Source organism: Ciceribacter sp. L1K22, assembly GCF_017599385.1.
Taxonomy (GTDB): Bacteria; Pseudomonadota; Alphaproteobacteria; order Rhizobiales; family Rhizobiaceae; genus Allorhizobium.
In genome coordinates, this window is sequence record NZ_JAGFPK010000001.1 from 252,741 (window position 1) to 279,643 (window position 26,903).

Sequence of the window (26,903 nt, forward strand, 5' to 3'; positions counted from 1 at the left end):
TTAGGCGTGGCGCGCGAAATAGGCGCTCCAGGCCGGCAGATGCACCTTTTGGTTTTCTATCTTGCTGTCGAAGCCGTGGCCACTCAAGGTTTGCCACTCCCCTTCCGGCATGCCAGCGACGGCGGGTTCGGCCGACATGTTGAACATGCAGAGGATGGTTTCGTTGCCCATGGTCCGGCGATAGGTCAGGACGCTGCCCTCTACCGGATTGAAGGCGATGCCACCCTTGGCAAAGGCGGGAAATTCGCGGCGGAAGGCGAGGAAGCGACGATAGTGCTCCAGCACCGTCTCCGGCTTGCCTTCCTGGGTGTCGACGGCCTTCAGCACATGCTCGACCGGGATGGGCAGCCATGTCTTGTCGGCGGTCGAGAAACCGGCATTCTGCGAGCGGCTGTCCCAGACCATCGGCGTGCGGCAGCCGTCGCGGCCCTTGAATTCCGGCCAGAACTGGATGCCGTAGGGGTCCTGCAAATCCTCGAAGGCGATGTCGGCCTCGGTGAGGCCGAGTTCCTCGCCCTGGTAGATGCAGACCGAGCCGCGCTGGGTGAGAAGTATCGAAGCCAGCAGCTTGGCGAAGGCGTCGCGATCGACGACATCGAGGCCCCAGCGGCTGACATGGCGCACGACATCATGGTTCGAGAACGCCCAGCAAGCCCAACCTTCCGGCGCGGCATCGGCGAAGGCCTTCTGCACCTCGCCGACGCGAGCCGGGGTCAGCGCATCGGGCGCCAGGAATTCGAAGGCGTAGCACATCTGCATCTTGTCGTCGCCGGAGGTGTATTCGCCGACGATTTCGAGACCGCGCTGGCTGTCGCCCACCTCGCCGACGGCTGCGATCGCCGGGAACTCATCAAGCACGGCGCGGAAGCGCTTCAGGAATGCAATGTTTTCCGGGCGGTTCTTGTCGTAGATGTGTTCCTGGAAATTGTAGGGATTGACCGCGGGCGCCGTCGAGGCGTTGCGGCGTTCCGGGGCGAGAGCTGGGTTGTCGCGCAGTTCCTTGTCGTGGAAATAGAAGTTGATGGTGTCGAGACGGAAGCCATCGACGCCGCGGCGCAGCCAGAAGCGGACGCTCTCCAGCAACGTATTCTGAACGTCCGGGTTGTGGAGGTTGAGGTCCGGCTGGGAGGTCAGGAAGTTGTGCAGGTAATACTGCATGCGGGTGGGGTCCCACTGCCAGGCGGACCCGCCAAAGATCGACAGCCAGTTGTTGGGCGGCGTGCCATCCGGCTTCGGATCAGACCAGACATACCAGTCGGCCTTCGGATTGGTCTTGCTCGAGCGGCTTTCGACGAACCAGGCATGCTGGTCGGAGGTGTGGGAGATGACGAGATCGATCATCACCTTGATGCCGAGACGATGCGCCTCCGCGATGACGCCGTCGAAATCCGAGAGCGAGCCGAACATCGGATCGACGTCCAGATAGTCGGAGACATCGTAACCGAAATCCTTCATCGGCGACTTGAAGAAGGGCGAGATCCAGATGGCGTCGGCGCCGAGGGCCGCGATATGCGGAAGACGGGCGGTGATGCCCTTGAGATCGCCGATGCCGTCACCATTCGAATCCTGGTAGGAGCGAGGATAGATCTGGTAGATGACGGCGCCCCGCCACCAGTCCTTGTCGGGGCTCATGACGGTCTGGGAAACTGAACTCATTTAGATATTCCTGTTGGCATTCTTGCCTATCGGCATTCCTGGATTTTGTGCTCCGTCATCCACCCTTGACGGAGCCGGCGAGCAGGCCGCGCACGAGATAGCGCTGCATGAAGAAGAAGACGAGAAGCGGCAGCGCGATCGACACGAAGGCGGCTGTCGCGAGGATTTCCCAATTGCCGCCGCGCGTGCCTAGGAGTTCGACGATCTGGTTGGTCATGACCGTGGTCTCCCCTGTCGCGTCGATCAGGAAGACCTTGGCGACCAGCAGGTCGTTCCAGGTCCAGAGGAACTGGAAGATGGCGAAGGAGGCGAGCGCCGGGAAGGAAAGCGGCAGGATGATGCGCGTGAAGATCTGGAAATCGGTGGCGCCATCGACCTTGGCGCATTCGATGATGTCACGCGGCAGCCCGACCATGTAATTGCGCAGCAGATAGATCGCGAGCGGCAGGCCGAACCCGGTATGGGCAAGCCAGACGCCGAGATAGCCCTTGCCGATGCCGATGGCGAGATGAAGCCGGAGCAGCGGTATGAGCGCGAGTTGTAGCGGCACGACCAGCAACGCGACGATTGCGGCGATCAGCAATGCGCGTCCCGGAAATTCCATCCAGGCAAGCGCATAGGCCGCGAAGGCGGCGATCAGGATCGGGATCACTGTCGCGGGGATCGTCACCGTCAGCGTGTTGAAGAAGGCCTTCGACATCGAGTCCGTCGTCGAGCCGGAGAACAGCACGGTGTAATAGTTGTCGAGCGTGAACTTCGGCGGGACGGTGGCCGTGACGAACAGGCGTTCACCGCGACTTCCGGTGAACTCGACATTGTTCTCAAGTCGGTAATCGCCGTTTTCCTGGACCGTGACGCGGCCGTCCTCGCCCATGTCGGCGGTATCGCCCGGCGCGTAGGCGTCGATCGCCTGCGAGGAGGTTCCCCACGCCGAGATCGTGGTTTCCGCGGCATTGCCGTTCTCAGCCAGCAGATTGCCCTGGATGACGAAGAGGTTACCCTCCTGCGTCTGCGTCGAAGGGGCGGCAGCGCGAACGACGAGGTTCTGCTCCTGCGGGAAGAGCGCGGTCCACCAGCCGCTGGTCGCGATCTGGTCCGCCGTGCGGAACGAGGAGATGAAGAGGCCGGCCGTGGGCAGGAGCCACAGCAGAACCAGTGCCACGACGGAGATATGAACCGCCCAGACGAGACCGGATTTCTTGCCGACGATGGTAGCCATTTTTCCGCCCTCCCCTCAGCGCATTTCTTTGCGTGCGTTGTAGACGTTCCAGACCAGGATCGGCAGGACGAGCAGCATGATGACCATGGCGCTCGCCGAGCCCACGCCCCAGTCGTTGGAACGGAACAGCTTGTCGTACATGTAATTGGCGAGGACCTGGGTCTCCCACTGGCCGTTGGTCATGGCGAAGACGATGTCGAAGACCTTGAGCACCACGAGCGTGATCGTGGTCCAGACGACGACCACCGTTCCCATGATCTGCGGCACCTTGATCTTGAAGAAGATCTCGAAGTCGTTGGCGCCGTCGATGACGGCCGCCTCGATGGTCTCTTCCGGAATGCCGCGCAGCGCGGCCGAAAGGATGACCATGGCGAACCCGGTCTGGATCCAGATCAGCACGACCATCAGGAAGAAGTTGTTCCAGAACGGAATGGTAAGCCAGGTCTGCGGTTCGCCATAGGGGAAGTTGAAGGTGAAGACCGAATAGACCGAATGCAGCGACAGATAGCAGAGCCAGAGGCCAAAGAGCGCCAGCACGATGCGGACCACGAGGCCCCAAGCGCTGCTGCCGCCGCGGCGGCCGACGCCCCACACGAGCGGGTGCAGTGCCTGATAGATTCCGTAGAGCACGAAGGCCGTGAAGGAAAGAAGGATCAGCGCCGGCAGAATGCGCAGAACGAGGACCGTTTCCCAGCCGCCATCGAAGGAAAGCCACAGCGCGTTCAGGATGCCAATCTGCTCCTGACCCGCGGCGCGGGTGTCGTAGACCAGCTTGAAGATGACCGAGGCGCCGACGAAGGAGATCGCCATCGGCATGAAGATCAGTGACTTGGCGATGCTGCCCCAGGAAATCCGGTCGGTGAGCTGGGCGGCCAGCAACCCGACCGCGGTCGAGGCCGCCGGCACGACGATCAGCCATAGCATGTTGTTATAGATCGCTTCCCAGAACTTCGGCTCGCTGACCATGCGCTCGTAATTGGCGAGGCCCACAAAGGCACCGCCGGCGCTGCGGTCGCTGACCGAAAGCCAGAGCGTGGCGACCACCGGATAGGCGAGATAGAGGCCGAGGGCGAAGATCGCGGGAAACAGAAAGAGCCAGGGCCGGACGATATTGGCCCGGTTGATGTTGCGGCCGGCATTGGGGCCGGAGGAAGGGAACAGAACCCTGTCGAGGAACATGTTCGACAGGTAGAAATAACCGACACATCCGCCGACGCCGACGATGATGGTGATCAGGGCCTGCAATGCTGGATTCATGTTGATGTCCCCTCTGCCTGCCTTTTCTTTTTATGGGACCGTCCGGGTGCGAGACCCGGACGGTCATCATTCGATGCCTAAAGGCGATCGCTTACTTCAGGCCATCCCAGGAGGTCTGGATCGACTTGGCGACTTCCTCGGCGGACTTGCCACCGACATAGTCGACCATACCCGTCCAGAAGCTGCCGGCACCGACGGCACCCGGCATCAGGTCGGAACCATCGAAGCGGAAGGTGGTGGCCTGCAGCAGGATGTCGTTCATCTTGCGGACGGTCGGATCGGTGAAGACTTCCGGATTGACGCCCTTGTACGGAGTGAGGAAGCCCTTCTGGGCCATCCAGATCTCGTGCGCGATCGGCGACTTCAGGAACTCGATGAAGGCGCGAGCGGCCTTGCTGTCCTTGGTGATCGTGAAGGTGGTGCCGGCGCCGAGAACCGGGTTGCCGAGATCCTTCTCCGCGTAGGACGGGAAGTAGAAGAAGTCCGCGTCCTCGCCGACAACCGTGCCCTCGGGGAAGAAGGACGGAATGAACGACGCCTGACGGTGCATGTAGCACTGCGGCGGCGATGCGAAGAGGCCCTTCGGGCTGTCGCGGAAGTCGGTCGAGGCAACTGCACCGGCGCCGCCAGCGACGAACTTGTCGTTTTTCGCGAACCAGCCGAATTCCTCGATGGCATTGACGACGACCGGATCGTCGAACTTCATCTCGTTCGTCACCCACTTGTCGTAGTTTTCCGGCGAGGTGGTGCGCAGCATCATGTCCTCGACCCAGTCGGTGGCCGGCCAGCCGGTGGCGGCGCCCGAGCCGAGACCGATGCACCACGGAGTGCCGCCATCGGCAACGATCTTCTCCGTCAGCGCCTTTAGCTCTTCCATGGTCTTCGGCACTTCATAGCCGGCATCCTCGAAGTTCTCCGGCGAATACCAGACCAGCGACTTCAGGTCGGTCTTGAAGGGGAAGCCGTAGAAGGCGGTGTTGCCGTCCTTGCCGGCATAGGTTCCGAGATCGACCCAGGACTGGCCGGCAGCATAGTTTTCCTTGAGCCAATCGGCGTTTTCGGTGCCGAGATCGGTCAGGAAGCCGCGCTTGGCCATGTCGGACGCCAGACCCGGCTGCGGGAAGATGGCGATGTTCGGAGCGGAGCCGGCTTCCAGGTCAACGACGATCTGCTGTTCGAAGCTGTCGGAACCTGTGTAGCGGACGTCAGCGCCGGTGGCTTCGGCGAAGTAGGCGAGAACGCTCTCGACCAGCTCCTGGTCCGGACCGAGCCAGGGGCCGAAAATGGTGATCTGCTCGCCGTTGAGCTGAGTCTTCTTCAGCTCCTCATAGCTTGCCCAGTTGAACTTGGAATCCTCGCCCGGCGCGAACTTCAGTTCGGCGGCATGAACGGAGCCGGCGAGAAGTGCGGCGGCGGCGACCGTCAGTAGAAACGTCTTCTTCATGTGATTTACCTCCCATCACATTTGTTGACCGTAGCAGCTTGCCCGGGACCGAGAAAGTAGGGCAACCCAAAGCGCTTTGACAGCTGTCTACTTCCCATTCCGAGCGAAAAAGAGTCAAGTCCTTTTGTCCCGGCGGCGAAAAACGCCGCACCCTGAACAGTCGTTCCGCATCATGGCCCCCAATTGTCACATTTTCCAATTGTTTCGGGCGCCGGCCCTGTGAAATAATCAAAACGCTTTGGGCCGGGAGGCGGAGTCTGGCCAGGGCGATACGGGGAGGATTGCAGGATCGTGAACCTAAAGCAACTGTCACATCTTCTGGGGTTGTCGCAGACGACGATCAGTCGCGCGCTGAACGGCTATCCCGAGGTGAACGAGGAAACGCGCCAGCGGGTGCTGCAGGCGGCGAAGGAGACCGGATACCGGCCGAACCGGGCCGCACAGAGACTGGCGACCGGACGCTCTGGCTCGATCGGACTGGTGATGCCGATCGCCGCCGGGCAGTATTCGGACGTGCATTTTGGCGAATTCCAGGTGGGGCTGGCGGAGGAAGCGCTGCGCCACGATTTCCATTTCGTCATCACGCCTGCCAACCCGCGCGACGAGGAGCAGGCGATCCGCTGGATGGTGGCGAGCGGCAATGTCGATGGCTACTACCTTGCCTATTTGCGCGAGAACGATCCGCGTATTGCCATGGCGCTGTCGCTCGACGTGCCGTTCATAGTGCACGGGCGATCGATCGGGATCGATGCCGACTATCCCTATCTCGACGTCGACAATCTGGGCGCCTTCCGCGATGCGGCGCGGCTGCTGCTCGACCTCGGGCATACGCGATTGGCCCTTCTGAACGGTCCGGAGGACCTCGACTTCGCGATCAGGCGTCGCCAGGGCGTAGAAACCGCTCTAGCGGAGCGGGGCCTGACGCTGGACTCGAAGAATATCCGGCACATGCTGATGACCGACGAGCAAGGCCATCGGGCGATGGTGGAGCTTCTGGAGGGTGACAATCCGCCGACGGCTGTGCTCTGCGCCTCCACCGTGCTGGCGCTCGGTGCCGTTCGGGCGATCATGCGCGCGGGACTAACACTCGGCCGCGACATCTCGCTGATCGCGCATGACGACGAACTGCCTATGCTGAAACCCGAAAACTTCACGATTCCGCTGACCACGACGCGGTCGTCGCTGCGGGCTGCCGGCATCCGGGTGGCGCAACGGCTGATCGCCGAGATCAAGAAAAGCGAGCCCAGCCCGCCGAGACGGGAACTGTGGCAGGCCGATCTGGTGGTGCGGGCCTCGACCGGCCCGGCGCCCCGGAAGTAGCCCTCAAACTCAGAAAGTCGGAACCGTATGGCCGGCCTTGCGGCTGGCCGCGATCACGGTATTGGCCATCAGCATGGCGATGGTCATGGGACCGACACCGCCGGGAACCGGTGTGATGGCGCCGGCGACGGGCGCGCATTCGGCATAGGCGACATCGCCGACCAGCTTCGACTTGCCCTCACCCTTTTCGGGGGCCGGAACGCGGTTGATGCCGACGTCGATGACGGTGGCGCCCGGCTTGACCCAGCCGGCCTTGACCATCTCGGCGCGACCGACGGCGGCAACCAGGATGTCGGCGTTGCGGGCGAGCGCGGCGATGTCCTTCGTCTTCGAGTGCGCCACCGTGACGGTGGCATTGGCCGCGAGCAGCAGCAGCGCCATAGGCTTGCCGAACAGGTTAGAGCGGCCGATCACCAGCGCGTTCAGGCCGGACAAGTCCTTGCCGTGGATTTCACGGACCAGCACCATGGAGCCGGCCGGCGTGCAGGACAAAAGCCCGGTTTCGAGATCGCCGGCGGCAATTTTGCCGGCATTCACGACATGGAGGCCGTCGACATCCTTTTCCGGCAGGATGGACTGGATGACGGGCTCGGAATCGAGGTGTTTGGGAAGCGGCAGTTGAACGAGGATGCCGTGGATAGAGGGATCGTCGTTAAGCGAAGCGACGAGCCGCATCAAATCTTCCTGCGAGGTCTCCTCGGGCAGGGTGTGCTGGACGGAATTGAAGCCGCATTCTTTGGCCATCCTGCCCTTGGCCCCGACATACGCGTGGCTCGCGGGGTCGTTTCCGACGATCACCACGGCAAGACCAGGCTTCACGCCCTTCGCCTCCTCCAGGCCTTGCGCCGCCGCCTTCACCTTGTCGATGACCGAGGCAGCCACCTTCTTGCCGTCGATTACAGTCGTCATGCGCATTCCCCCGCGTTTTGCTGTCGAGTGCCGGCAATCTAACGCCAGCTCCATTCCGGAAATTGCCTGCTTCCGCCGTATGGTGTCAAAAGCAGGTCAATGCAACAGCAAAAACAACAGGTAGGGACGAGCTGTCAGAAGCGGCCGATGCCGTTCGCGGGAGGCTTGGCGCCGAAGCGCGGAGGCGTGCGGACGCGGTCGTGGCCGGAAAGCCGGCTTTGCAGAACGCGCCACATGAACAGCGGGATGCCGATGAGATAGCGACGCCACAGGCGGCGCGGCTCAAGGATCAGGCGGTACGCCCATTCGAATCGCAGGCGCCGCACCGCTTCAGGCGCGCGCGGCACAACGCCGGCAACGAAATCGAAAAGCGCACCGACGCCAATCACCAGGCGAGCATGATCTTCGCGGATATGCTCGGCAATCCATTTTTCCTGTAGCGGCGTGCCCATACCGACGATCAGGATATCGAGCTTGAGATCGGCGAGTTCCGCCACGACGGACTCCACGCCTCGACGATGGAAATAGCCGTCGGATACCGGAACGAAGGTGTGCCATGGCGCATGCTGACGAAAGCGGGCGACCGCAGCATCCAGCACGTCCTGTCGCGCGCCGATGAGACCGATACGCTTCGGCGTGGCCATGTAGGTCAGCAGAGCCGGAACGAAATCCGTGCCGTTCAGATTGGCGGTGAAGGACTTGCCGTTGAGGAACCAGGAGGCGATGTCGATGCCGATGCCATCGGGCAGGATCACGTGGTCCCGGACGATTTCACGGTAGCGGCGGTCGGAATGCAGGATATTGGCATTGTTGGCGTTGAGGAAGGACACGTGGACCTGTCCGACGGGCAGCGACGCGAGGTCGGAGACGAAGGACAAGGCGCTTTCCCAACCGAGGTCGTAGACCGGAACACCGAAAATCGACCGGCGCGACGCGATCAACGGCAGGATCAGGGTGTTATTCATGCGCAAGCCTCCTCCACGGCATTTGTCGGTGGCAGGAGCGGACGCATTTTCCCATAAGCAGGCGAGCCGACGGTCCAGGCGACAGGACTCAGGCGCGACGGAGCGCGGAACGGGGGGATGCAGTTCAAGACTCGCATGACGCAACACAACTCAGTACCAGATGAGCAGTGTCTATCAGAGAAGTCTCACATCCCGCTTAAACCAAACGCTCAAGTTGCACGCGGGAGAGTAAGGCTCGCTTTACCATAATGCACCAATGCGAAGACCCTTCCTGGTGGCGGAAGGGTCGGAAAAGGTAGTGACGGGGACGGAAACGTCAGTGGCCGGCGCTTGCTGCTGGCGCTTCGACCGCGACGCCTTCGACGATCTTGACGGGCGTGTTGGCGACCGTCGGCGTGCCCTCGCCCGAGGCGCGAACGTCTTCCTTGGAGAGATAGTCGAGTTGCTCGACCAGGACTTCCTCGATCATCGCGTCGCCGAGACGCTTGTTCAAGTCTTCCTTGACCGTGGTCCGGAAGGCCTCGACGTCGAAGGCGGAGATATTGGCGATATCGACCATGCGATTGCCGACGAGAAGCGTGAACAACTCGTCGGTCATCATTTCCGTCATCGGCAGTTCGACATCCTTGATCTTCTCCTTTTCCATCATAAAGGAGATACGGCCGAGGAAGTAGCCCTTCACCTTGCCGTCGGCAATCAACGGTATGGTGACGGACTCGCCGCGAACCAGCTGGAGCTGCGCCTTGCGCGCCTCCTCCTCGCTGACCTCGACAGGGGCCGTCGCCATGTAGACCGCGACATAGACGGAACCGAGCGTCACGAGGCAGACCCAGACGCCGGCGATCAGGAGCTTGACCATCAGGACTCGCAGTAGAGGAATTGTTCCTGGGAATAGGTGCCGTCGGCGTCGGCCTGCTGCATCGCATTCTTCAGCAGGTCGGCCACGGCGCGAACGGCCGAGAGATGCGCCTCGACGCGCCGCGCGTTGAGCGCCAGCTTCTTCTTGAGCTCGTGCATCTGCTCGATATAGCCGGCGGCAAGTTCCTTGGTGTCGGTGTCGCGGAACAGCATCGTCAGCTCATAGAGGCAACGGCTCTTGTGAGCGTTTGAAACCTTGAGATCGAACTCCGCATCGCGGCCGATCCGCTGGTTCTCGTCGTCGATGATCCGCTCAAGCCGACCGAGAACCGTCTTTATACGATAGTCGCTGGAAATGATTTCCATGATTGCTGCCACCCCGAAGCTTAAATGTCTTTATTGTCTACAGGCGACAGACCGAGGGTCTGCCGTTCGATCTCGTTGATCATGCTGATGGCGCGATTGCGGTCGTCCTCGTTTGTGGTCGGATTGACCATCGCCTCGCGACGCTTCAACGCCAGCATGTCGGAATACATCTGCTCGGCGATGCCAATGCCGCCGCGCTCGGAAATGACCTCGCCGATCTGTTCGGCCATCATGCTCTTCCAGATCTCGCCGGCATTGCCCTTGCCGTAAACGGACTCGGTATCCTCCGGCATCATCTCCTTGACGAAGGTGTTGAGCACGACGGATTCGAACTGCTTGTAGACCTTGGGAATCTCCGAGGTGCTGGTACGCTGCACATTGCCGAGGCCGGCCTTAGAGGCCGCATCATTGAGAATACCGACGGCCGTTTCAAAACCGGCGCCCTTTTCGGCGAGGCTGGTGGCGGCAAATGCCGCACGGTTGGCCTGGAGCTTCTCCTGGGCAGCAGCGACTTCCAGCGGATTGGCGGCACGCACCACATCAAGAACGAGATCGCTCGGAGGGGAGATAGCCACTTACATGATCCTCTTTTGATTGAATGCGAGGACTATGGCTCCCGAAGCTTGTCGGAGGCTGGCGTGGCAAAGCGCATGTCGACGACGTCGTAGACGGCCTCGTCCTCCTTTTCGCGCTGCTCGGCGAGACGGGCTTCCTTCATATTGTCTTCCAGCCGGTCTGCCTTGGCCCCTTCACGCAAGACGCGGGTCTCCTGAACCTGCTGGAGGCCGGCGAGTTGCTTTTCGGCGGTTGCCAGTCGGTCGAACCGGTCAGCGTAGCTCTGCGCGAACAGGCGGTGCACGGGATCGAGCGAGCCGATCGCATCCATGACCACATCCATCGCCTCGCCCACCTCGACGCGCTGACGGGCGGTGGCGGCGAGATCGCTTTCGGCCATGCGCTCGATATGGCGCTGGACAGTCACAAGACGCTTCAGCTTGTCGGACTTGCTCTTTTCGGCCATCGCGTCAGCCCATGAAGATCGCAGCGAACCCGTCGGCAAACTGCCTGAGGAGCGCGGCGATCGAGAGGTAAAGGAGGAAGATGCCCCCGATCAGCAGATAGGGGGTGGAGACGAAGTAGAGCGGTATCTGCGGTGCGAGCTTGTTCACGAGACCCACGGCGACGTTGAACATCAGGCCGAAGACGAGGAACGGACTGGCGAGCCGCAGCATGATCATGAAGACCTCGGACAGCGTATCGGTCATGGTGATCAGCAGCCGCTGGGGATCGGGAAAGCCGCCGAGCGGCATGGCGGTGTAGGAATCGATCAGCGCCTTGAAGACGATATGATGGAAATCCAAGACGAAGAGGACCATCAGACCGGCAAAGGTGATCGTGTTCGTCAGCGGGTTTTCGGCCGAGTCTTCGACGATGTCGGCACCGCCGGGCGCCGAAAAGCCGATCGACATCGCCAGAATCGAGCCGGTGAACTGCAACCCGAGCGTATAGAGCCGGGCGATCAGACCGTACATCACGCCGATCATCAGTTCGCCGAAGACGAGTTTCATGTAGACGGTCGGATCGCCGCCCGTGACACGGGGATAGATGGAATCCCAGAGCACGGGCAGGACCGCGAGCGAAACGGTGAAGGCAACGAAGAAGCGGATCTGCATCGGCAACCTGGCGGAGGAGAAACCCGGCAAAGCCATCATACATCCGCCGATCCGGCAGAAGGCGATGAACAGGGCCAGAACCGTCCCCTCGGGGTCGCTTATCATGAAATGGAGCCTAGAATCTTTATCTCGATGCCCTTGGCCAGTTCGACATGCGACAGGACCGGAAGGGTCGCGAACAACCGCTCGATGATCATGCGCACATAGGAGCGCGTTTCCGGCGACGTGACAAGCACGAAGGGTAGTCCGCGGTCCATGAATTCACGGATAACCTTGCTTGCCTGCTCGGAAAACTCCTCAAGCGCCCGCGGATCGATGTCGAATTCGACGATTTCGCCCTTCGGATCGCGCTTCAGCGCTTGGTGGAACACGAGATCCCACTTGGGGCCGAGTCGCAGTACGCGCAGGACGCCGTTATCGGTGAGGTCGCCGCAGAGCTGCTGGGCCATGCGGACGCGGACGTGCTCGACGATCTGCTCGGTCTTGCGGACATGGGGTGCCAGTTCGGCGACGGCTTCGAGAATGAGATGCAGGTTGCGGATCGAGACGCGTTCGGCGAGCAGCAGCTTCAGCACCGCCTGCAGGCCCGAGTAGGACATGTGCGACGAACATATCTCGTCGGCAAGCTTCTTGTATTCCGGGTCGAGGCGATCGATGAGGATCTTCACGTCCTTGTAGGAGAGAAGCTGCGGAAGGTTGTTGCGGATGACCTCGCTCAGGTGCGTCAGCACGACCGATACGTTGTCGATCGGGTGGAAGCCTTCGCGCTTCAGGTCCTCGGTGAAGGTTTCGAGGATCGAAACGGCCGGCATGCCGAAGGCGGGCTCGCGGATCTCGTCGCCCGGCACGCTCGGCTTGCGGCCGGACCCGGTGACGACGAGAACCTCGCCGACGCGCAGCGCATTGGAGGCGACGGTCGTGCCGTGGATGCGGATCTGGTAGCTCTTCTCGGGTATCGCGATGTCGTCGGAAACCTTGATCTCCGGGACCACGAAGCCGTACTGGCTGGCGAACTTCTTGCGCATCTTGCCGACGCGGAAAGCGAGTTCCTGGTGGGCACCGAGCAGGCGGGTGGAGACCAGCTTGCCGAGAGCAAGCTCGATCTCGGCGGTCTTGAGGACAGACTTGACCGATTCCTTCTCGGCCTCCTTCGTCTGCTGGACCTTCTTTTCCTCCTGCTCCCGCTTCAGCTTGTTTTCCGCTTCCAGCTGGCGCGGAATGAACCACGCGCCGAAGGCCATGACGCCGCCAAGTGCCGTGAACGGGATGAGCGGCAGACCCGGCACAAGGGCGAGAAGCCCCATGAGGAGAGCGGCGACCATCAGGGCGCGCGGATAGCCGGACAGCTGATTGACGACGGCCTGGTCGGTCGAACCCGGCGTGCCGCCGCGTGAGACCAGAAGGCCGGCGGCGAGCGAGACGATGAGGGCCGGAACCTGGGAGACGATACCGTCGCCGACGGAGAGCTTGACGAAGACGTCGGCCGCTTCGCCGATATCCATTCCATGGCGGAAATAGCCGATGACGATACCGCCGAAGACGTTGATGGCTGTGATGATCAGGCCGGCGATCGCATCGCCGCGCACGAACTTGGACGCACCGTCCATGGCGCCGAAGAAGGAGCTTTCCTGCTCCAGTTCGCGCCGGCGGTGCTGCGCTTCCTTTTCATCGATGATGCCGGCGGAGAGGTCGGCATCGATCGACATCTGCTTGCCGGGAATAGCATCGAGGGTGAAGCGGGCCCCGACTTCCGCGATACGGGTGGCGCCCTTGGTGATAACGATGAAGTTCACCGTGATCAGGATCATGAAGACGATCAGACCGATCACGAAATCGCCGGACATCACGAGGCTGGAGAAGCCGGCGATGACGCCGCCGGCGGCACCATGTCCCTCGTGGCCGTGGGTGAGGATCACGCGGGTCGTCGCGATGTTGAGCGACAGGCGGATCATGGTGGCAATCAGAAGAATGGTCGGGAAGGACGAGAAGTCGAGCGGTCGCTGGATCCAGAGTGCGACCATGAGGATCAGCACCGAGAAGGCGATCGAGAATGCCAAGCCCATGTCGATGAGGAAGGGCGGGATCGGCAGGAACAGGATGCAGAGGATAACGACGATACCGAGGGCAAAGCCGATGTCTCGGCCCTGGGGACTGGCCTTCGGTATTACGAGTGCGGGTGTCTGCGCCATTGTGCTTCCGTCTCTTCATGAGAAGGCGGGCGGCGGACACATTCCGCGACCCGTTCGGGACCAGCAATACTGGCCGAAGCTTGCGCGAGGGTGGCAGAGCGGTCGCGAAGACCGCCCGCTCAGAAGCCGGATTGGGCTCGCGAGAAGACCAGATTGGCGAACAGCGCGATCTGCTGGCCGACGAAAGGCGCGGAAATGCCGATCGCGATGAAGACGGCCACGATCTTCGGCACAAAGGTCAGTGTCATTTCCTGGATCTGGGTCAGCGCCTGAACGAGCGCGATTGTAACACCGACGACCATGGCGGCGAGAACGGCAGGACCGGCGGCGACGAGCACGGTCCAGACGGCGGCCTGCATGATATCAAGAGCATCTGCCTCATTCATTGCGGCAGCTCCTTTGGCACTGGTTCACGAATCAGCGCCGGGAGGCGCTGATAATGTCGTATCACCGCCTCACGTATCGGTCGAGCTGTCCGTATCGTCGGTTTCCGTCGGCAACGGCTTACCTACGGTGACACCGACCGTCAGCGGGATTTCCTCGCCGTCGGAGGTGTAGGCGACGATAGCGTCGCTGAAGACCTTGACGGATTCGATGATGCCACTCTGGCTTCCGTCGGCGTTCGTTATGGTCTTGCCGATGAAGTCCGCAGCGTTGGTGAGCGCCGAGCCGGCGATCAGGCTTTCCAGATGCTGGTTGGTCTGGATCGTCTGCTCGACCTGCGAAAAGGTGGCGAGCTGGGCGACCTGCTCGCTGGCGTCCATCGGATCGGTCGGATCCTGATTCTTCATCTGGGCGATGAGAAGCTGCAGGAACGAGTCGTAGTTCAGCGACGCCGCCGAGGACGCACTGGACGAGGCCGTCGAATTGGCGACCGAACTGTATGCCGTTACGCCGTCTACCGCCATGGTGCAATCTCCTTGCGGATGTGTTCTATGGTGGCCGGAGCCATTTCCTGGTTGTTCAGGATGCGATCCTCGATCGGGTAGAGCGCCCGGATGGCCTTCAGCGCGTCGAAGGCGCGGCCGGAGGCAACCATTCCGTCGACCCGCTTCAGCTCTGCGAGGATTTCCTCGTTCTCGAAGCAGGACAGCAACATGATGATCGACTTGCGGAACATGGCGAGCGACTGCTCGCGGCCTTCCGGATTGATCAACATCATCTGTGCGATGAAATAGAGCTGCCTCAAGGGTGTGGTCGCGTCTTCCGGCTGGAGAACGTGGTTCTCCAGGAGGAAGGTAACGTCGTTGAGGAATTCCAGAGCCACTTTGCGGTCGACGCGCAAGACCGCTCCGTTGATGAAAATCCGTTCGCCCGACTTGAGCGAGATGCGCAAAGTGCTCTTCATTTCAATCCATCCCTGATGATGGTGGTGACGTCGATAATGCCTTGGTAGTTGCTGGACTGCCGTTTCCTGATCCGGTCGCATTCCTTGAGGATCCAGATCGCGATCGAGATAAGATTTGCCCGAAGCTCCGCTTCCAGCTGATTGTCCGGCTGTTTCAGATCCTCGATGAAACGAATCCACACACGCCGGGTATAAAAGAGAGCCTCGATGGCGGCACGCGAGTAGGTCTGTTCGTCGCGCGCGGCTGCCAGAAGCTCAATCGATCTGGTCAGCGCCTGTCGCTCGCGATCTTTCGCGTCGGCGACCCCGTCCTCCATGATCTCTGCATATGAGAACTGATACATCTAGAGGTCCTTCATCTTCATTTCTCACCTTTGCTCATCAAAGGTAGTTGACCAGGCTTAGCTGCTGTATCTTCGATGTCAGCGTGTATGACGCCTCGACGAGAGACAGCAGGTTGTTCACTCGGGTGGAGGCTTCGTACACATCGACTTCGACCATCGAGGTGAAATTCGTCTCGATGATATCCTGCTGGATCTCCAGCGATGCGTTCGCCTTCTCCAGTCGCTCCTGCGACAGACCAAGCTGCGTTCGCTGCGCATCGACACCCGAAATCGTCTGTCCCGTATAGTTTACAGCCTTTTCGGTGACGACGTTGAGAACCTCTGCGTCAAGGTTAAGGGTCAGCAAACCCATGGACAGCACGGAGGCGAGCGCGAAATCGCGCATGCCCTCGCTGTTGACCGATGTCGAGGTCGCAATCGTTTCGGTGGTGCTGACGCGAGACATCATCACGTCGTCGGATGCTGTCGACCAATTGCCCCATCCCGGCACAGCGCCGGCGGCAAACATCGGCTCGACCGTATTGGTGATGAAGTCTTCCATCTGGGTCGGCGTGATGGTGGCCGTCAGCGGATCGTCCGAGTTGAAACCGAACTCGCCGAAGAAGGCCGTCTCGAAATCGGCCATGAAGACGCTGGAATCGACCAGCGGCTTCACGTCGGTGTTGATGCCGGAGAAGAGGTATTCGCCGGATACCGACATGTTGGCCATGGAGATAAAGTTGTCGAAGGCGTCCGATGCCGTCTTGCGCGCAACTTCCAGGTTGTTGGCGTCCGTCGTGCCGCTGACGACCACAAGGCCGTTCATCATGCTCTGCGCCGAGGTCGCCATCTGGTTCATGGCTTCCTGCGCCGATTCCAGGCGCTGCTTGGCGATTGCGTTGGTCTCCAGCAGAGACTGAAGTCGCATGCTCTCGCGCGACAGATCGAGCGACATGGAGGTTCGCGAGCCCAGTTCGGCGCCGACGTCGTAGTACTTGCCCGTCGTCGCTTCCTGCTGGCTCTTCAGCAGTTCGTTCTGCGCCTGCATGATGGTCAGGCGCATGGCATTTTGAATGGAAAGGCTGGATACCGTTGACGTCTTCATGACTTACCCCGCGGCCGCTATCAGCGCCTGTAGCATCTCGTCCACGGTCGAGAGCAGCTTCGACGCCGCCTTGTAGGACTGCTCGACATCGAGCAGCAGAGACAATTCCTCATCGAGGCTCACACCGGTTTCGCTGGTATAGGCCTCTTCGGCCCGCAGCAGCATTGCGGTTTTCTTTTCCGCACCGGAGGAGGCATTCGAACGATACTGTTCCAGCCAGCCAACGGAATTGGTGGAGAATTCGAGAAGGCTGGTGTTGTCGTCGAGCTGGGTCGCCGGGTCGAACACCATATCGCCGGTCATATTGTCGAGGAACGACGACAGCAGATCGGTGAAGCCGCTCAGATCGTCGGGGTTCTGGTCGTACACCATACCGTCGCGCAACAGCATCGGGTCGCCGCCGGCCGATTGCTGCACAAGCGGGTTCACCGCGATGAGGGCAGCAAGGCCTGGTTCGATCGTGCCCGTGGTCAGCGTGGTGCCGGTCGGCCAGGTAAAGAGACCGGGCATGTCCGGGCCTATGGTGGCCGGATCGCTTTCCGCGAAGGCCGTGATGAGGCCTCGGGCCACTTCATCGAGCTGGCTCTGGAATACCGGGGCGATCTCGTCACGAATCTGCAGGGAGGCCGCGATGGAACCCCGCGCGGTTGTGTCGCCGCCGACGCCGAGATTGACCGGAATACCGTCAATGTAGACGGAGTTGCCGACCACGTTTGCGTCGTAGTTCATCGTCGGAGCGAACGACACCGTGCGCGGTATCGTTTCGTAGAGCGCCGTTCCGTCCGCCGTGTAGAGGACGATATCGTTGTTGTCGCGGGTCTGGACTGTTACGCCGACGAGCTTCGAGATGTCCTTGACGATCGCATCGCGCTGATCCAACGCGTCGTTCGGATCGTCCCCGGTCGCCGTGGCCTGGACGATGATACGGTTGACCTTGTCGAGGCTGGTCAAAAGGTCGTTGAGCTCGCCGACCGCCGTCGAGATATCCTTGTCGGCCTGTGCACGAATCTGCTGGACCGAGTTCGACGCATTGTTCAGCGAATTGACGACATCGACCGCCGAGGAGACCGTCGTCTGCGCCAGAGACAGTTCGCCGGGTTTGGCGGCGAACTGTTCAAGGCTGTTGTAGAATTCGGCAAGATAGGTGGAGGGCGCCAGCTCATAGTCGTTGCCGCCGAGGATCGACTGCAACTGCTCCAGTCCTTCCAGCAGGACGTCCTGGCCGGAGCTCTCGGAGCTCGCGAGGAACATCTGCCGCTGCAGGACGTCCTGTTCGGCGCGATTGGTGGCTACCACCGTCGCGCCTTCCAGGGTCGTCATGACGACCGTCGAACGCTTCACATAGTTTTCATTGCCCGCATTGGCAATATTCTTGGAAATCACAGCCGACGTTTCGCCGGAGTTCGTGAATACGCTTTTTGCCGAATGAAGTGCAGATGTGAGCGTCATAGGATCATCCTAAGGCTTGGCTTTCGGGCCGGTTTACCGCTTGAGGTTTACGAGCACCTCAAGCAGTTCCGAGCCCGTCTGGAACACTTTCGAGTTCGCGGTGTAACTGCGTTGAGCCTCGATCATCGCGGTCAATTCTTCCGCGATGTCCACGTTCGAATCTTCCAGCGCGCCCGACAGAACAGAGCCGAAGCCGGAGTTCTGGGCGTAGCCGAGGACGACGACGCCGGAGGTGTTGCTCTGGGTGTAGAGGTTGCCGGCCACCGGGTTGAGGTTGTCCGGCGACTGCACGGTCGCAAGCGCGACGCGATAACGGGGCACGAGCTTACCGTTGGTGTAGAGAACGGACACGACACCGTCGGCGCTGACTTCGTAGCCCTTGACGGTTGCCGCCTCGTTGCCGTCGATGTTGGCCTTGACCGACCAGTCCGCGTTGAGCTGCGTGGTGCCGGTGATGTCGAGCGTAATCGGCGGCAGTTCGGCGCCGTCGAGAATGGTGTCGTCGAGCAAAGTGGTGGTCAGCGAGGTCGGCGATGGCGGCACGACGAGCTGGCCGTCGACATCGAAGGTCAGCGTGGTCGCAGCAAGCGCCGAGACCGGGGTGCCGTTGTCGTCATAGCTTGCCGAAACTTCCCATTCGTTGACCGCGGTCTTTTCGTAGGTGAAGGTCAGCAGACGTGTGTTGCCCTGGCTGTCGATCGCGACGACCGAGGTTGTCTTGGTGTCGCCGATTGCCGCGCTTGAGGGAACGTTGACCAGCAGCGTGCCGGTTTCGGACGCCTTGGCCTCGATCGCAGCCGAGGCCAGGTTAATCGGCTCGAGACCGTCGAATCCGTTGACAACGATGGTCGGATCCTCGGTCGAGGAATACTGGTAACCCATCAGGGTGTAGCCAGCCGCGTTCTGCAGCGTGCCGTCGTCCATCGGGACGAAGGAGCCGGCGCGGGTCATGTAGTTGGTACCATCGGCACCCGTGACGATGAAGAAACCGCTGCCGTTGATGGCAAGGTCGGTCTTCGAGGTCGTGTAGGAGAACGTGCCCTGGTCGGAAATGTTGTACCGCACGACGCTGTTGACGCCGCCGGAATTGTAGGCGCCGGCCGTCGACGGCAGGATCATGGACGAGAACTGGATGTCGGCCCGCTTGTACCCGACGGTGCTGGAGTTGGCGATGTTCTCACCAACCGTTCCGAGACGATTTGCCTGGGCATTCATCCCGGACACGCCGGTACGCATGGTTCCGTAAAGGCTCATAGTAAGTCCTCACTCAAGATGTCTTAGGGAGAGATTATGAAATGGGCCTTGCGTGAAGCTGTCTGAAAAGTGGCGGCTCGATCTTTTCCGTTTTACGGAGATCGGCCGCCCCAGGCCCAATGGAACAGATCAGTTCCAGTCGATGCAGTAACCGAGGAAACGCTTGGAATCGATGGGATCGAAGCCGAGCTTCTTGCGCAGCTTCTTGCGAAGCTTGCTGATGTGGCTTTCAACGACGTTTTCCTCGACCTCGTCGTCGAAGAGGCCGTAGATCGCGTTGAAGATCTGGGACTTGGATACGCGGCGACCGCGGTTCTGGACCAAATATTCGAGGATGCGGCGCTCGCGGCGCGGCAGCGGGAAGATTTCGCCAGAGATTTCCGGATCGCGGCCGTCCGCGAAGACACGAATCGGTCCGATCTCGGAGAAATTGGTGATCGCTTTCAGGCGGCGACGGATCGCCGCCGCACGGGCCATGATCTCGCGAGGATGGACCGGCTTGCGCACCACGTCGTCCACGCCACAATCGAAAAGGGCCAACGTGGCCTCCAAGGAGGGCTGGTCGCTGACCGCAATAACCGGAGCTGTGGTCCGGTCGCGTATCGCTCTCGGCAGCTCCAGGGTGCGATCACCCTGGCCCAACAAGAAAGCCTCGACAGCCGCGATATCAGAATCGGCCGCCGAGTTTACCCATTCGCCAAACTCCGCCGGATCGAAACCCGTCGAAGGAATGCCTTCACGTCCAAAAAGGGAAGTATACCCATCTTTCACGAGCTCTCGCTCATCAACCACTACGATCATTCGTCCGCCTCCGAATCAGTGTGGTGCCTCGATGAACAATGGGTACGAATCGGGCGAATCGCGGACAAGGGTAGAAAGTTAATGGTGGGTATTAATAATTGCTTAACTTTTGTGTGCCGATTTGATCTATATATAGTGGCTCGGCGCCTTTTGGCACACAATTTTCAAGTGGAAAAATTAACACTTTCCTAAAATAGGCTTGCGCGGCAATTTTCGTCCGCATTCCTGCCTTAATCGCCCAGATTCCGCTCTCATTAGCGAATGCAATTTTTGGTTGTCATGGATCGCAGAAGTTTTTGGCGTTCGGCGTCCATTTTCCGTAACCTGTCGCGACCAGATTTGAGATCACGCGACACACATAACGCTTCTGCGCGGGGTCGTTGTTCGGGCCTGCGTGGTATCTGGCCACCGCCATCGTCCACGTCTCATGGCGCTGGTGGAGGTTGGTCAGAAACTTCGCTGCGTATTCGACATTACGTCGCGGTTCGAACATCGCATCGACGGATGGGAAATTCTCGCCGTGGAAATGATGATTGATCTGCATACAGCCGACGTCGATGAGCTTCGCGCCACTGCGTCTGGCCTGGCGAAACGCCTCCAATGCCTCCTCGCGGCTCGACAGAAACACGGCCTTGCCCTCGATGTTCATAGCGTAAGGCTGGAGTGACCCCTTGCGTCCCGTCTCCGTCAGGCCGACCGAATAAAGAATGCCTTCCGGTATGCCGTACCGGGCCGCGGCGCCCCGTATCTCGCGCTCGCAAGCTCCCGACGCGGCGGATGCGTGGCTGTCAGAGATAGACGCCCCCAGCCCGATTATTGCCGTTATCAGCAACAGTGCGCGCCGCGGATATGTCTTCATTGCCGGAACCTTGATTATCGAAACTGCTGGAAAACGACTGCGAACGATCGCCACCGCCGCCATTGGACGAGGCTTGCTGGCGGCCGTCGCCCTGTGGCGCCTGTCCGGACGACTGCTGGCCGTTCTGCTGGCTCGTATCGCTCGAGCTCCGGTCGGTGCTGGCAATCGAGATCTGGATGCTGTCGACCGCATAACCCTGCGCTCTTAGCGTCTTCATGATCTCGTTGTTGTCTTCATTGAGTTTGCGATATGCCGCTCCGTTTTCGACCGTCAGATGGACGCTCAGCGTCTCACCGTGCAGTCGAAGGGTGGCGGTCACGTTCCCAAGCTCGATGGGGCTCATCTGGATCTTGAGCGTGTTCATGACCTTGCCGGCTGCCGCATGCGTTCCAACGCCAGTCAAATCAGACCCTGCCTGCAACGCGCTGACCCAGTCACGATCACCACTCATCGCCGCGGCTATATTGGCCGCATTGCTCGTGGAAACCGGAGCGATATAGCGGCGGGATTCGAGAACCGCGACCGTCGGCGTGTTGTCAGCATTGCCCGATGTGCCGGCGTCCGCCGAGGCCTCGGCGGTCTGCAGGACCAGCGGCTGCCCCTTGCCGTCGGCCCTTACCGCCCGGAAAGAAGCGCCCCCATCATCGCGCATATCCGCCGTGTCTTCCGCAGACTGCCCGTCGGCGAGCAAAGCCGCGACGTCGATATCATCGTCATTGCCCTTCTCCGCCGCATCGACCGATGCGGTCCTGGAGGCTTCGCCGTCCTGGGATCGGGTCTTGCCCGTGTTCGACTTGACGCCGGCATTTGCCTGTCCTGCCACCTCGCCGGCAGCAGCGAGCAGGCTGAAAACTTCCTCAAGAGGATTTGCGGTCGCGCCGGCTTGGGCAGCATCGGCATTCAGCTCATCCGTGGCGGCCGACTGCGCCTTGTCTGTCGTCAGATCATCGCCGGACGCGACATCCTCGAGAGCGTCCTTCGCGGTCTTTCGCACCGCAGCCTTGTCGGTCTTCGACTTCGCCTCGCCGGTCTTCTCGTCCTGTCCGACACGACTATCATCGGACGCCTGGCGGTTATGTCTCCCATGCTGGCCAGATGCTTCCATGCCGCGGATCGCAGCGGCGGCGCGGAGATCGATGATCGGCTTGCGGGACGACTGCGTGCCTTCCTGTCCATCGGCCTGTGTCGTACCGGTAGCAGCAGCGTCGGCATCGTCGTCGGGAGTTTGGCGAGAGGAGTTCTGATCCTGTTGTTCTGCACCGGAAAGCGCGTGGGAGAACCCCGGCTCGGCCGACTTGCCGGTCTTGCCTGACGCGTAAGACGCGCCGTCATTGGCATGAACCTTTGGCGCAATGCTGGGGTCAATCATGGGACGACACTTTCCTGATCCAGCAAGCTGTCGATTTCATCGAGCTTGCTTCTGCCTTTTTCGACAAATGATGTGAATTCAGGATCATCCTGCGGTGGCGTCGCGCCGTCCGCGGTCTGGACCGGCTCTGCCGCGGGAGGTTCGGCCGCGGCCTGTTCGCCGCCGTCCGTCGCTTTGGTTTCGCCATCTCCCGGTATGGTGATAAGTGTTTCAGCTTGCGTGAAACTGTCCGGATCGGGTGCCCGCAGGACCTCGCGTCCGACAGCCTCGGCGGCCGACTTCAGGACGCGATCGGACTCCGTCAGCATCGAATCGGGAATCTGCGAGATCCGCTCGACGACGGCGCCAACCTCCGATGTCGGCAGGTCTGCAAGCCCACCGTAGAGGTCTGCGAGCGCGCCTAGCGGGTCGCTCTCCTGGCCGCTGAGCTTCTTCGCCTCGACGGCCGCGCTGCGGGCAAGATCGTTTTTGCCGACGATCGCGGCCTGCCGGGCAATACGGAGGTAGATTTCCCGCCGACGGTCGGCATCCAAAAGATCGAGTGTCGCCAGGAGGTCGTCGCGGTTCAACTGCTCATAGTAATCCACGCTGAGCTTCACGAAGAGATCGGCGAACTGGCTGGCATATGGCGAGTGCAGAAAGCGGCGGGCGTAGCGCGTCGCGTAGGAAAATGCCTTGTCGACCATCTTCGCATCGGTGGCGACCGATATGGAACGGCGAAGGGCCGCCTCCTCGACGATCGTACCGGGTGCGGTGAGGCGGGCAAGATCGTAGAACTTGAGCGCGGCCGCCGGATCCTGGGTAATCGTGACATTGCCGGCGACGAGGGCAAGATAAGGCGCAATCTTCGTGTCGCGATATTCCGGAACCATCGCTGCCAGGCTTTTGGCGATCAACGTTCCCTTACCGCCCAGATACTTGCGGAGGGCGTCGCTGACACGGCTGTCGAAATTGCCGTTGACGTCACGAGCCACGAGATACTCAAGCGTCTCGGGATTGCCGCCGCTCATCGCGTAGATCAGTGCCGCGTCGACGTTCCGCACGTCGTCGAACACCGTGGAGTCGGCCGTCCGCAGCCGCTTGTCGATGGTCTCCAGCATAAAACGCTGCATCTCGGACGCGGAGTGATCGCCGAGCACGACGCTGTCCTGGACGAATTGCAGCGAACGCAGCATCTTGTAGGGAGGCAGGGTCTCGGCATCCTGCGCCACGACCGGCGCCGGCAGGCTTGCGGCCAGCGCCAGGAGGCAACAGGAAAGCCTCAGGATGCGACCTCCCAACATGATCAGCCTTGCTCCGCCTCGATCAGGATTTCGATGCGGCGGTTGGCATCGGCCAGCGGATCGTCCGGCACGAGAAGACGACGATCGGCATAGCCGGTGACCTGCTCGACGCGACCTTCGCTGAGGCCACCACGCACCAGCATGTAATAGGCGCTGTGGGCGCGGGCCATCGAGAGGCGCCAGTTGTCGTTTTCCGTCCCCTTGAATTGGCGACCATCCGTATGCCCGCGGATAACGATACGTCCCTGCTGCTGCTCCAGGAGCTTGCCGATGCGTTCCATGGCCAGCACCATCTCCTTGCGGGGGACGGCCGAGCCGACATTGAACATGGCGCTGTCGGACTGGTCGGAAATGCTTACGAGGATGCCGCCTTCGGCAGGCGTCACGATCAGGCCTTCGGCGAGCTTGCCGGCGACGCCGCCGATTTCCTTCTCGATCTGTGCCTTCAACTGGTCGGCCGCGGCAACCTGCCGTTCGAACGCCTGCTTCTCGGCGAGATCCGTTGCATCCTCGCTGCTCAGCGCGGTGTCGACATTCGTCTTGCCGTCGTTGGTCTCGGTGACCTCGGAAGGCTGCTCGACCGGCTGGTCGGCTGGCTGCTCCTCCGGCTTGACGACCTGGAGTTCGCGGGGCTTGTCCTTTGGCAGCATGGCGACCTGCGGCTGCGCTGCCAGGGGATCCTGCGGGTTGGCGGGATCGGTCTGGCCGGCCTGCGGTGCTGTTGAGGGCACCGGACCGGGCTCACCATCCGACTTCTGCACCTGCTGCGTCCAGAAGTCCGGATCGAAGGGATCGCGGTAAGCTTCACCACCGTCGGCTCCCGTGCTGGGGCCGGAATCGGCCGCACCGCCCTCGCCCTTGGCGCTGACATTGGCCTGCTGGCCGACTTCCTGGGCGATCTCGGCCAGGACCGAATAGGGATTTTCGAAGAAGTCCGCCTCGGAATAGTTCTGCTGGTCGCCGGAGCTGGAGGTCTGATCCTCACCTGTGGCGGCGGCCGAACCTTCGGTCTTGGCGTCCGCGTCGACTTCGGAACGTTCCTGCTTCTGCTCGCCTTCGGCCTGATCGACGGGCTTCTCGATGCCCTTCTTGGTCGGGCTCTCGTCGGACAGTTTGATCGGATTGAAATAGCTTGCGACCGAGGCCTTGGTTTCCTCGTTGGCGGCATTGACCAGCCACATGACGAGGAAGAAGGCCATCATCGCGGTCATGAAGTCGGCATACGCGATCTTCCAGGCACCGCCGTGGTGACCGTCGTGATCACCGCCGCCGTGGCGCTTGATGATCAGGATTTCGTTCTTGCCGTGGTGGTGGTTCTCGCTGTCGCTCATCCCATCACTTTCCTAAGGCTGGCGGTCCAGGCCGAGATGCGGGTCACGAGCACCGCCTCGCCGATCTCGACCGAGAGATCGAGATCGTCCGCCGGGACATGGCGGAGCGTCTCGGCCGCTTCCGGCAATGCGGTCTTCAATTTCTCGAACAGGGTCTCTGGGCCCTTGACGACGATCGTGCCGGCCGAACCGGCGATGATCGCGGCCTCGACCTTGGCTGCGAGTTCGGCGACGGCCTTCGTCGCGATCTCTTCTTCCAGGAAGGGCGCAATACCTCTGGCGACCTCGTCACTGACGGCGGCCGACAGGTCCGCGGCAAGTCGCTTGAGACTGCGGGCGATCGCGTCCGCCCACTTCACATCGCGGTCTTCCTCGATGCGCTTGAGTTCTTCGGCATGCGCGGCCTCGACCTCGACGCGCTCGGCCGTGTAACGGGCGGTCAGTTCGGCGGTTGCAACCTCGTAACCCTCGGCATAGGCCTTGCGGCGCTCTTCCTCGACGTCAACAGGCTCCGGCGCATCGAGCGCCGGGAATGGATCGTCGAGCGTGTCGAAAGCCATGGACAATTCGGGCTCGGGCATCGGTGCCGGCGCGGAGAAATCTTTCAGATAACGCGAGAGGTGCACGCTCATGATCGCTCTCCATGGCGCTGGCGGCAACGGAACGGCGCGACGCTTGCAGCGCCGTGCTTCGGTCTCCAATGGCGGCTTGTCATCATAACAGCTTCGATCCACTCGTGTCGGCCGACACCGGTCGTCGGCGCGGCGTTCAAACTCCATCGTCCTCGAAGGTTAAGGGACCAAACTTGTGCGAGGGTTAATGACGGGGTTGCCGCCCTACCCCACGGTTGTCGACCGGGGCGGAGCGGCAGGCTTCAGATTACTGCTGGAACAGCATCAGGATTTTCTCGGCGCTGGTGTTGGCGATGGAGAGCGCCTGGATGCCGAGCTGCTGCTGGGTCTGCAGCGCCTTGAGCTTGGTCGATTCCTCGTTCATGTCGGCATCGACAAGTCGTCCGACACCTTTGTCGATCACGTCCATGAGGTTGGAGACGAACTGGTCCTGCATCTCGATGCGCGTAATGATCGCGCCAAGGGTCGAGGCCGCGTCGGTCAGTTGCTCGAGGAGGCTGTCGACCACGCGGATCATGTCGTCGAGCGTGTCGTCGTCGGTCGTGTTGTCGATGGTGATCTCGGTACCGGTGGCGGCGGTGGTGGAGCCAACGTCGAGCAGATAGTATTCGCGCGCAGTGCCGGTCGGTGTCGACGTCAGCAGATCCGCGTCAACCGTCATCGTCAGGAGGCCGCGTTCGGCATCCTCGGTGTCGATCAAAACGGAGTTCTCGGTGTCGAAGTCGAGGGTTGTCACCTCGACGCTGCCGTCGGCGTTGCGGACGAAGGAGGACACGACCTGCTTTGTGCCCAGTGGCCCGGTATCGGTGTTGTAGAGCCAGTTCTGGCCCGAGAAGGACGCCGACTGCGTGGTCGAGATCAGCTGGTTCTTCAGCTCGTCCATTTCATCGTTGATCTTGCCCTTGTCGACACCCGGCTCGCGCGCGGCCACCAGCTTGGCCTTGATCTCCGTCATCACGTCGATGACGTTGTCGAGCGCGGTGTAGGCGGTATCGACAGTCGCGGCACCGAGGCCAAGGGCGTCCGACACGGTCGAAAGCGAGGCATTGTCGGAGCGCATCGTGGTGGCGATCGACCAATAGGCGGCATTGTCCGCCGCGGTCTCGACGCGGTAACCCGAGGATACGCGGCGCTGCGTCGTCTCGAGACTGCTGTCGATGGCCCGGAGGGTCTGCAGCGCGGCCATGGCCGCCGCATTGGTCAAGATACTTGTCATCTATGAAGCCCTGTTGCGCGTCGAAAAACATCCGGCGCGAAGTCCGGTGCTGACGGGCGGGCATCATGCTGGCCACG

The 26,903-nt window shown here is 61.2% G+C and carries 27 protein-coding genes; 1 reads left to right on the plus strand and 26 read right to left on the minus strand.

Annotated elements, in window-relative coordinates; translation table 11 throughout:
- From J5J09_RS01110 to J5J09_RS01125, 4 genes are all read right to left on the minus strand, one after another.
- The gene (locus J5J09_RS01110) at nucleotides 1-1,656 is read right to left on the minus strand and encodes an alpha-glucosidase (RefSeq protein ID WP_208547881.1); all 1,656 of its coding nucleotides are present in this window, start codon (nucleotides 1,654-1,656) and stop codon (nucleotides 1-3) included.
- A gap of 55 nt (nucleotides 1,657-1,711) precedes the next feature.
- The gene (locus tag J5J09_RS01115; protein WP_208547882.1) at nucleotides 1,712-2,875 is read right to left on the minus strand and encodes a carbohydrate ABC transporter permease; all 1,164 of its coding nucleotides are present in this window, start codon (nucleotides 2,873-2,875) and stop codon (nucleotides 1,712-1,714) included.
- Between the two features lie 15 nt (nucleotides 2,876-2,890).
- Complete coding sequence (locus tag J5J09_RS01120) at nucleotides 2,891-4,132, minus strand: sugar ABC transporter permease (protein WP_208547883.1); 1,242 nt, start codon at nucleotides 4,130-4,132, stop codon at nucleotides 2,891-2,893.
- Nucleotides 4,133-4,223: 91 nt separating this feature from the next.
- Nucleotides 4,224-5,576 (minus strand): ABC transporter substrate-binding protein, encoded by a 1,353-nt coding sequence (locus J5J09_RS01125; RefSeq protein WP_208547884.1) that lies wholly within the window; start codon nucleotides 5,574-5,576, stop codon nucleotides 4,224-4,226.
- A gap of 291 nt (nucleotides 5,577-5,867) precedes the next feature.
- On the opposite strand from J5J09_RS01125, the gene J5J09_RS01130 reads away from it, so the two are divergent.
- Nucleotides 5,868-6,896 carry a substrate-binding domain-containing protein gene (locus J5J09_RS01130; RefSeq protein WP_208547885.1) on the plus strand — a complete coding sequence of 343 codons (1,029 nt, stop codon included), beginning with the start codon at nucleotides 5,868-5,870 and terminating at the stop codon, nucleotides 6,894-6,896.
- A 9-nt stretch (nucleotides 6,897-6,905) separates the two neighbouring features.
- On the opposite strand, the gene folD is transcribed toward J5J09_RS01130, so the two are convergent.
- The 22 genes from folD to J5J09_RS01240 form a co-directional block, all read right to left on the minus strand.
- A complete protein-coding gene (folD, locus tag J5J09_RS01135) occupies nucleotides 6,906-7,805 on the minus strand; it encodes a bifunctional methylenetetrahydrofolate dehydrogenase/methenyltetrahydrofolate cyclohydrolase FolD (RefSeq protein ID WP_208547886.1) in 900 nt (299 codons plus the stop codon).
- Nucleotides 7,806-7,939: 134 nt separating this feature from the next.
- Nucleotides 7,940-8,770 carry a WecB/TagA/CpsF family glycosyltransferase gene (locus J5J09_RS01140; protein WP_208547887.1) on the minus strand — a complete coding sequence of 277 codons (831 nt, stop codon included), beginning with the start codon at nucleotides 8,768-8,770 and terminating at the stop codon, nucleotides 7,940-7,942.
- A 316-nt stretch (nucleotides 8,771-9,086) separates the two neighbouring features.
- Nucleotides 9,087-9,629 carry a hypothetical protein gene (locus J5J09_RS01145; RefSeq protein WP_208547888.1) on the minus strand — a complete coding sequence of 181 codons (543 nt, stop codon included), beginning with the start codon at nucleotides 9,627-9,629 and terminating at the stop codon, nucleotides 9,087-9,089.
- Nucleotides 9,629-9,994, minus strand: coding sequence for a hypothetical protein (locus J5J09_RS01150; protein ID WP_208547889.1), 366 nt, complete (start codon nucleotides 9,992-9,994; stop codon nucleotides 9,629-9,631). Before J5J09_RS01150 ends, J5J09_RS01145 begins: the two co-directional genes overlap by 1 nt.
- Before the next feature lie 20 nt (nucleotides 9,995-10,014).
- Nucleotides 10,015-10,569 (minus strand): rod-binding protein, encoded by a 555-nt coding sequence (locus tag J5J09_RS01155; protein ID WP_208547890.1) that lies wholly within the window; start codon nucleotides 10,567-10,569, stop codon nucleotides 10,015-10,017.
- A 32-nt stretch (nucleotides 10,570-10,601) separates the two neighbouring features.
- The gene (locus J5J09_RS01160; protein ID WP_208547891.1) at nucleotides 10,602-11,015 is read right to left on the minus strand and encodes a hypothetical protein; all 414 of its coding nucleotides are present in this window, start codon (nucleotides 11,013-11,015) and stop codon (nucleotides 10,602-10,604) included.
- Between the two features lie 4 nt (nucleotides 11,016-11,019).
- Nucleotides 11,020-11,772, minus strand: coding sequence for a flagellar biosynthetic protein FliR (gene fliR, locus J5J09_RS01165; protein WP_208547892.1), 753 nt, complete (start codon nucleotides 11,770-11,772; stop codon nucleotides 11,020-11,022).
- Nucleotides 11,769-13,856, minus strand: coding sequence for a flagellar biosynthesis protein FlhA (flhA, locus tag J5J09_RS01170; RefSeq protein ID WP_208547893.1), 2,088 nt, complete (start codon nucleotides 13,854-13,856; stop codon nucleotides 11,769-11,771). The genes fliR and flhA overlap by 4 nt, the downstream gene beginning before the upstream one ends.
- Nucleotides 13,857-13,975: 119 nt before the next feature.
- Nucleotides 13,976-14,242: a flagellar biosynthesis protein FliQ gene (gene fliQ, locus J5J09_RS01175; RefSeq protein ID WP_208547894.1), complete on the minus strand. Its 267-nt coding sequence runs from the start codon at nucleotides 14,240-14,242 to the stop codon at nucleotides 13,976-13,978.
- Nucleotides 14,243-14,311: 69 nt separating this feature from the next.
- Nucleotides 14,312-14,764: a flagellar hook assembly protein FlgD gene (flgD, locus tag J5J09_RS01180; RefSeq protein ID WP_208547895.1), complete on the minus strand. Its 453-nt coding sequence runs from the start codon at nucleotides 14,762-14,764 to the stop codon at nucleotides 14,312-14,314.
- Nucleotides 14,755-15,204, minus strand: coding sequence for a flagellar biosynthesis repressor FlbT (gene flbT, locus J5J09_RS01185; RefSeq protein WP_208547896.1), 450 nt, complete (start codon nucleotides 15,202-15,204; stop codon nucleotides 14,755-14,757). Before flbT ends, flgD begins: the two co-directional genes overlap by 10 nt.
- Entirely contained in the window at nucleotides 15,201-15,548 is a 348-nt protein-coding gene (gene flaF, locus J5J09_RS01190) for a flagellar biosynthesis regulator FlaF (RefSeq protein WP_208547897.1), read from the minus strand. The genes flbT and flaF overlap by 4 nt, the downstream gene beginning before the upstream one ends.
- Before the next feature lie 37 nt (nucleotides 15,549-15,585).
- A complete protein-coding gene (locus J5J09_RS01195; protein WP_208547898.1) occupies nucleotides 15,586-16,632 on the minus strand; it encodes a flagellar hook-associated family protein in 1,047 nt (348 codons plus the stop codon).
- A 3-nt stretch (nucleotides 16,633-16,635) separates the two neighbouring features.
- Nucleotides 16,636-18,081 (minus strand): flagellar hook-associated protein FlgK, encoded by a 1,446-nt coding sequence (gene flgK / locus J5J09_RS01200; protein WP_208547899.1) that lies wholly within the window; start codon nucleotides 18,079-18,081, stop codon nucleotides 16,636-16,638.
- Between the two features lie 33 nt (nucleotides 18,082-18,114).
- The gene (locus J5J09_RS01205) at nucleotides 18,115-19,335 is read right to left on the minus strand and encodes a flagellar hook protein FlgE (RefSeq protein ID WP_208547900.1); all 1,221 of its coding nucleotides are present in this window, start codon (nucleotides 19,333-19,335) and stop codon (nucleotides 18,115-18,117) included.
- 129 nt (nucleotides 19,336-19,464) lie between these two features.
- The gene (locus J5J09_RS01210; protein WP_208547901.1) at nucleotides 19,465-20,136 is read right to left on the minus strand and encodes a response regulator transcription factor; all 672 of its coding nucleotides are present in this window, start codon (nucleotides 20,134-20,136) and stop codon (nucleotides 19,465-19,467) included.
- 277 nt (nucleotides 20,137-20,413) lie between these two features.
- Nucleotides 20,414-20,995, minus strand: a complete 582-nt coding sequence (locus J5J09_RS01215; RefSeq protein ID WP_208547902.1) for a lytic transglycosylase domain-containing protein — start codon at nucleotides 20,993-20,995, stop codon at nucleotides 20,414-20,416.
- Nucleotides 20,925-22,364 (minus strand): flagellar hook-length control protein FliK, encoded by a 1,440-nt coding sequence (locus J5J09_RS01220; RefSeq protein ID WP_208547903.1) that lies wholly within the window; start codon nucleotides 22,362-22,364, stop codon nucleotides 20,925-20,927. The genes J5J09_RS01215 and J5J09_RS01220 overlap by 71 nt, the downstream gene beginning before the upstream one ends.
- Nucleotides 22,361-23,647 (minus strand): chemotaxis protein MotC, encoded by a 1,287-nt coding sequence (gene motC, locus J5J09_RS01225; protein ID WP_208547904.1) that lies wholly within the window; start codon nucleotides 23,645-23,647, stop codon nucleotides 22,361-22,363. The genes J5J09_RS01220 and motC overlap by 4 nt, the downstream gene beginning before the upstream one ends.
- 2 nt (nucleotides 23,648-23,649) lie before the next feature.
- Nucleotides 23,650-24,978, minus strand: a complete 1,329-nt coding sequence (locus tag J5J09_RS01230; RefSeq protein ID WP_208547905.1) for a MotB family protein — start codon at nucleotides 24,976-24,978, stop codon at nucleotides 23,650-23,652.
- Nucleotides 24,975-25,610: a GTPase gene (locus tag J5J09_RS01235; protein WP_208547906.1), complete on the minus strand. Its 636-nt coding sequence runs from the start codon at nucleotides 25,608-25,610 to the stop codon at nucleotides 24,975-24,977. Before J5J09_RS01235 ends, J5J09_RS01230 begins: the two co-directional genes overlap by 4 nt.
- A gap of 247 nt (nucleotides 25,611-25,857) precedes the next feature.
- Entirely contained in the window at nucleotides 25,858-26,826 is a 969-nt protein-coding gene (locus J5J09_RS01240) for a flagellin (RefSeq protein WP_208547907.1), read from the minus strand.
- Nucleotides 26,827-26,903 lie beyond the last annotated feature (77 nt).

Excerpts from the sequence above, each read along its gene's own strand:
- flbT (WP_208547896.1), bottom strand. The coding sequence starts at position 15,204 with ATGAAGAGCACTTTGCGCATCTCGCTCAAGTCGGGCGAACGGATTTTC.
- J5J09_RS01125 (WP_208547884.1), bottom strand. The coding sequence starts at position 5,576 with ATGAAGAAGACGTTTCTACTGACGGTCGCCGCCGCCGCACTTCTCGCC.
- flhA (WP_208547893.1), bottom strand. The coding sequence starts at position 13,856 with ATGGCGCAGACACCCGCACTCGTAATACCGAAGGCCAGTCCCCAGGGC.
- J5J09_RS01115 (WP_208547882.1), bottom strand. The coding sequence starts at position 2,875 with ATGGCTACCATCGTCGGCAAGAAATCCGGTCTCGTCTGGGCGGTTCAT.
- J5J09_RS01160 (WP_208547891.1), bottom strand. The coding sequence starts at position 11,015 with ATGGCCGAAAAGAGCAAGTCCGACAAGCTGAAGCGTCTTGTGACTGTC.
- J5J09_RS01210 (WP_208547901.1), bottom strand. The coding sequence starts at position 20,136 with ATGATCGTAGTGGTTGATGAGCGAGAGCTCGTGAAAGATGGGTATACT.
- folD (WP_208547886.1), bottom strand. The coding sequence starts at position 7,805 with ATGACGACTGTAATCGACGGCAAGAAGGTGGCTGCCTCGGTCATCGAC.
- J5J09_RS01140 (WP_208547887.1), bottom strand. The coding sequence starts at position 8,770 with ATGAATAACACCCTGATCCTGCCGTTGATCGCGTCGCGCCGGTCGATT.
- J5J09_RS01145 (WP_208547888.1), bottom strand. The coding sequence starts at position 9,629 with ATGGTCAAGCTCCTGATCGCCGGCGTCTGGGTCTGCCTCGTGACGCTC.
- flaF (WP_208547897.1), bottom strand. The coding sequence starts at position 15,548 with ATGTATCAGTTCTCATATGCAGAGATCATGGAGGACGGGGTCGCCGAC.
- fliQ (WP_208547894.1), bottom strand. The coding sequence starts at position 14,242 with ATGAATGAGGCAGATGCTCTTGATATCATGCAGGCCGCCGTCTGGACC.
- J5J09_RS01120 (WP_208547883.1), bottom strand. The coding sequence starts at position 4,132 with ATGAATCCAGCATTGCAGGCCCTGATCACCATCATCGTCGGCGTCGGC.
- J5J09_RS01215 (WP_208547902.1), bottom strand. The coding sequence starts at position 20,995 with ATGAAGACATATCCGCGGCGCGCACTGTTGCTGATAACGGCAATAATC.
- J5J09_RS01110 (WP_208547881.1), bottom strand. The coding sequence starts at position 1,656 with ATGAGTTCAGTTTCCCAGACCGTCATGAGCCCCGACAAGGACTGGTGG.
- J5J09_RS01235 (WP_208547906.1), bottom strand. The coding sequence starts at position 25,610 with ATGAGCGTGCACCTCTCGCGTTATCTGAAAGATTTCTCCGCGCCGGCA.
- J5J09_RS01150 (WP_208547889.1), bottom strand. The coding sequence starts at position 9,994 with ATGGAAATCATTTCCAGCGACTATCGTATAAAGACGGTTCTCGGTCGG.
- J5J09_RS01240 (WP_208547907.1), bottom strand. The coding sequence starts at position 26,826 with ATGACAAGTATCTTGACCAATGCGGCGGCCATGGCCGCGCTGCAGACC.
- fliR (WP_208547892.1), bottom strand. The coding sequence starts at position 11,772 with ATGATAAGCGACCCCGAGGGGACGGTTCTGGCCCTGTTCATCGCCTTC.
- motC (WP_208547904.1), bottom strand. The coding sequence starts at position 23,647 with ATGTTGGGAGGTCGCATCCTGAGGCTTTCCTGTTGCCTCCTGGCGCTG.
- J5J09_RS01205 (WP_208547900.1), bottom strand. The coding sequence starts at position 19,335 with ATGAGCCTTTACGGAACCATGCGTACCGGCGTGTCCGGGATGAATGCC.
- flgD (WP_208547895.1), bottom strand. The coding sequence starts at position 14,764 with ATGGCGGTAGACGGCGTAACGGCATACAGTTCGGTCGCCAATTCGACG.
- J5J09_RS01230 (WP_208547905.1), bottom strand. The coding sequence starts at position 24,978 with ATGAGCGACAGCGAGAACCACCACCACGGCAAGAACGAAATCCTGATC.
- J5J09_RS01195 (WP_208547898.1), bottom strand. The coding sequence starts at position 16,632 with ATGAAGACGTCAACGGTATCCAGCCTTTCCATTCAAAATGCCATGCGC.
- flgK (WP_208547899.1), bottom strand. The coding sequence starts at position 18,081 with ATGACGCTCACATCTGCACTTCATTCGGCAAAAAGCGTATTCACGAAC.
- J5J09_RS01220 (WP_208547903.1), bottom strand. The coding sequence starts at position 22,364 with ATGATTGACCCCAGCATTGCGCCAAAGGTTCATGCCAATGACGGCGCG.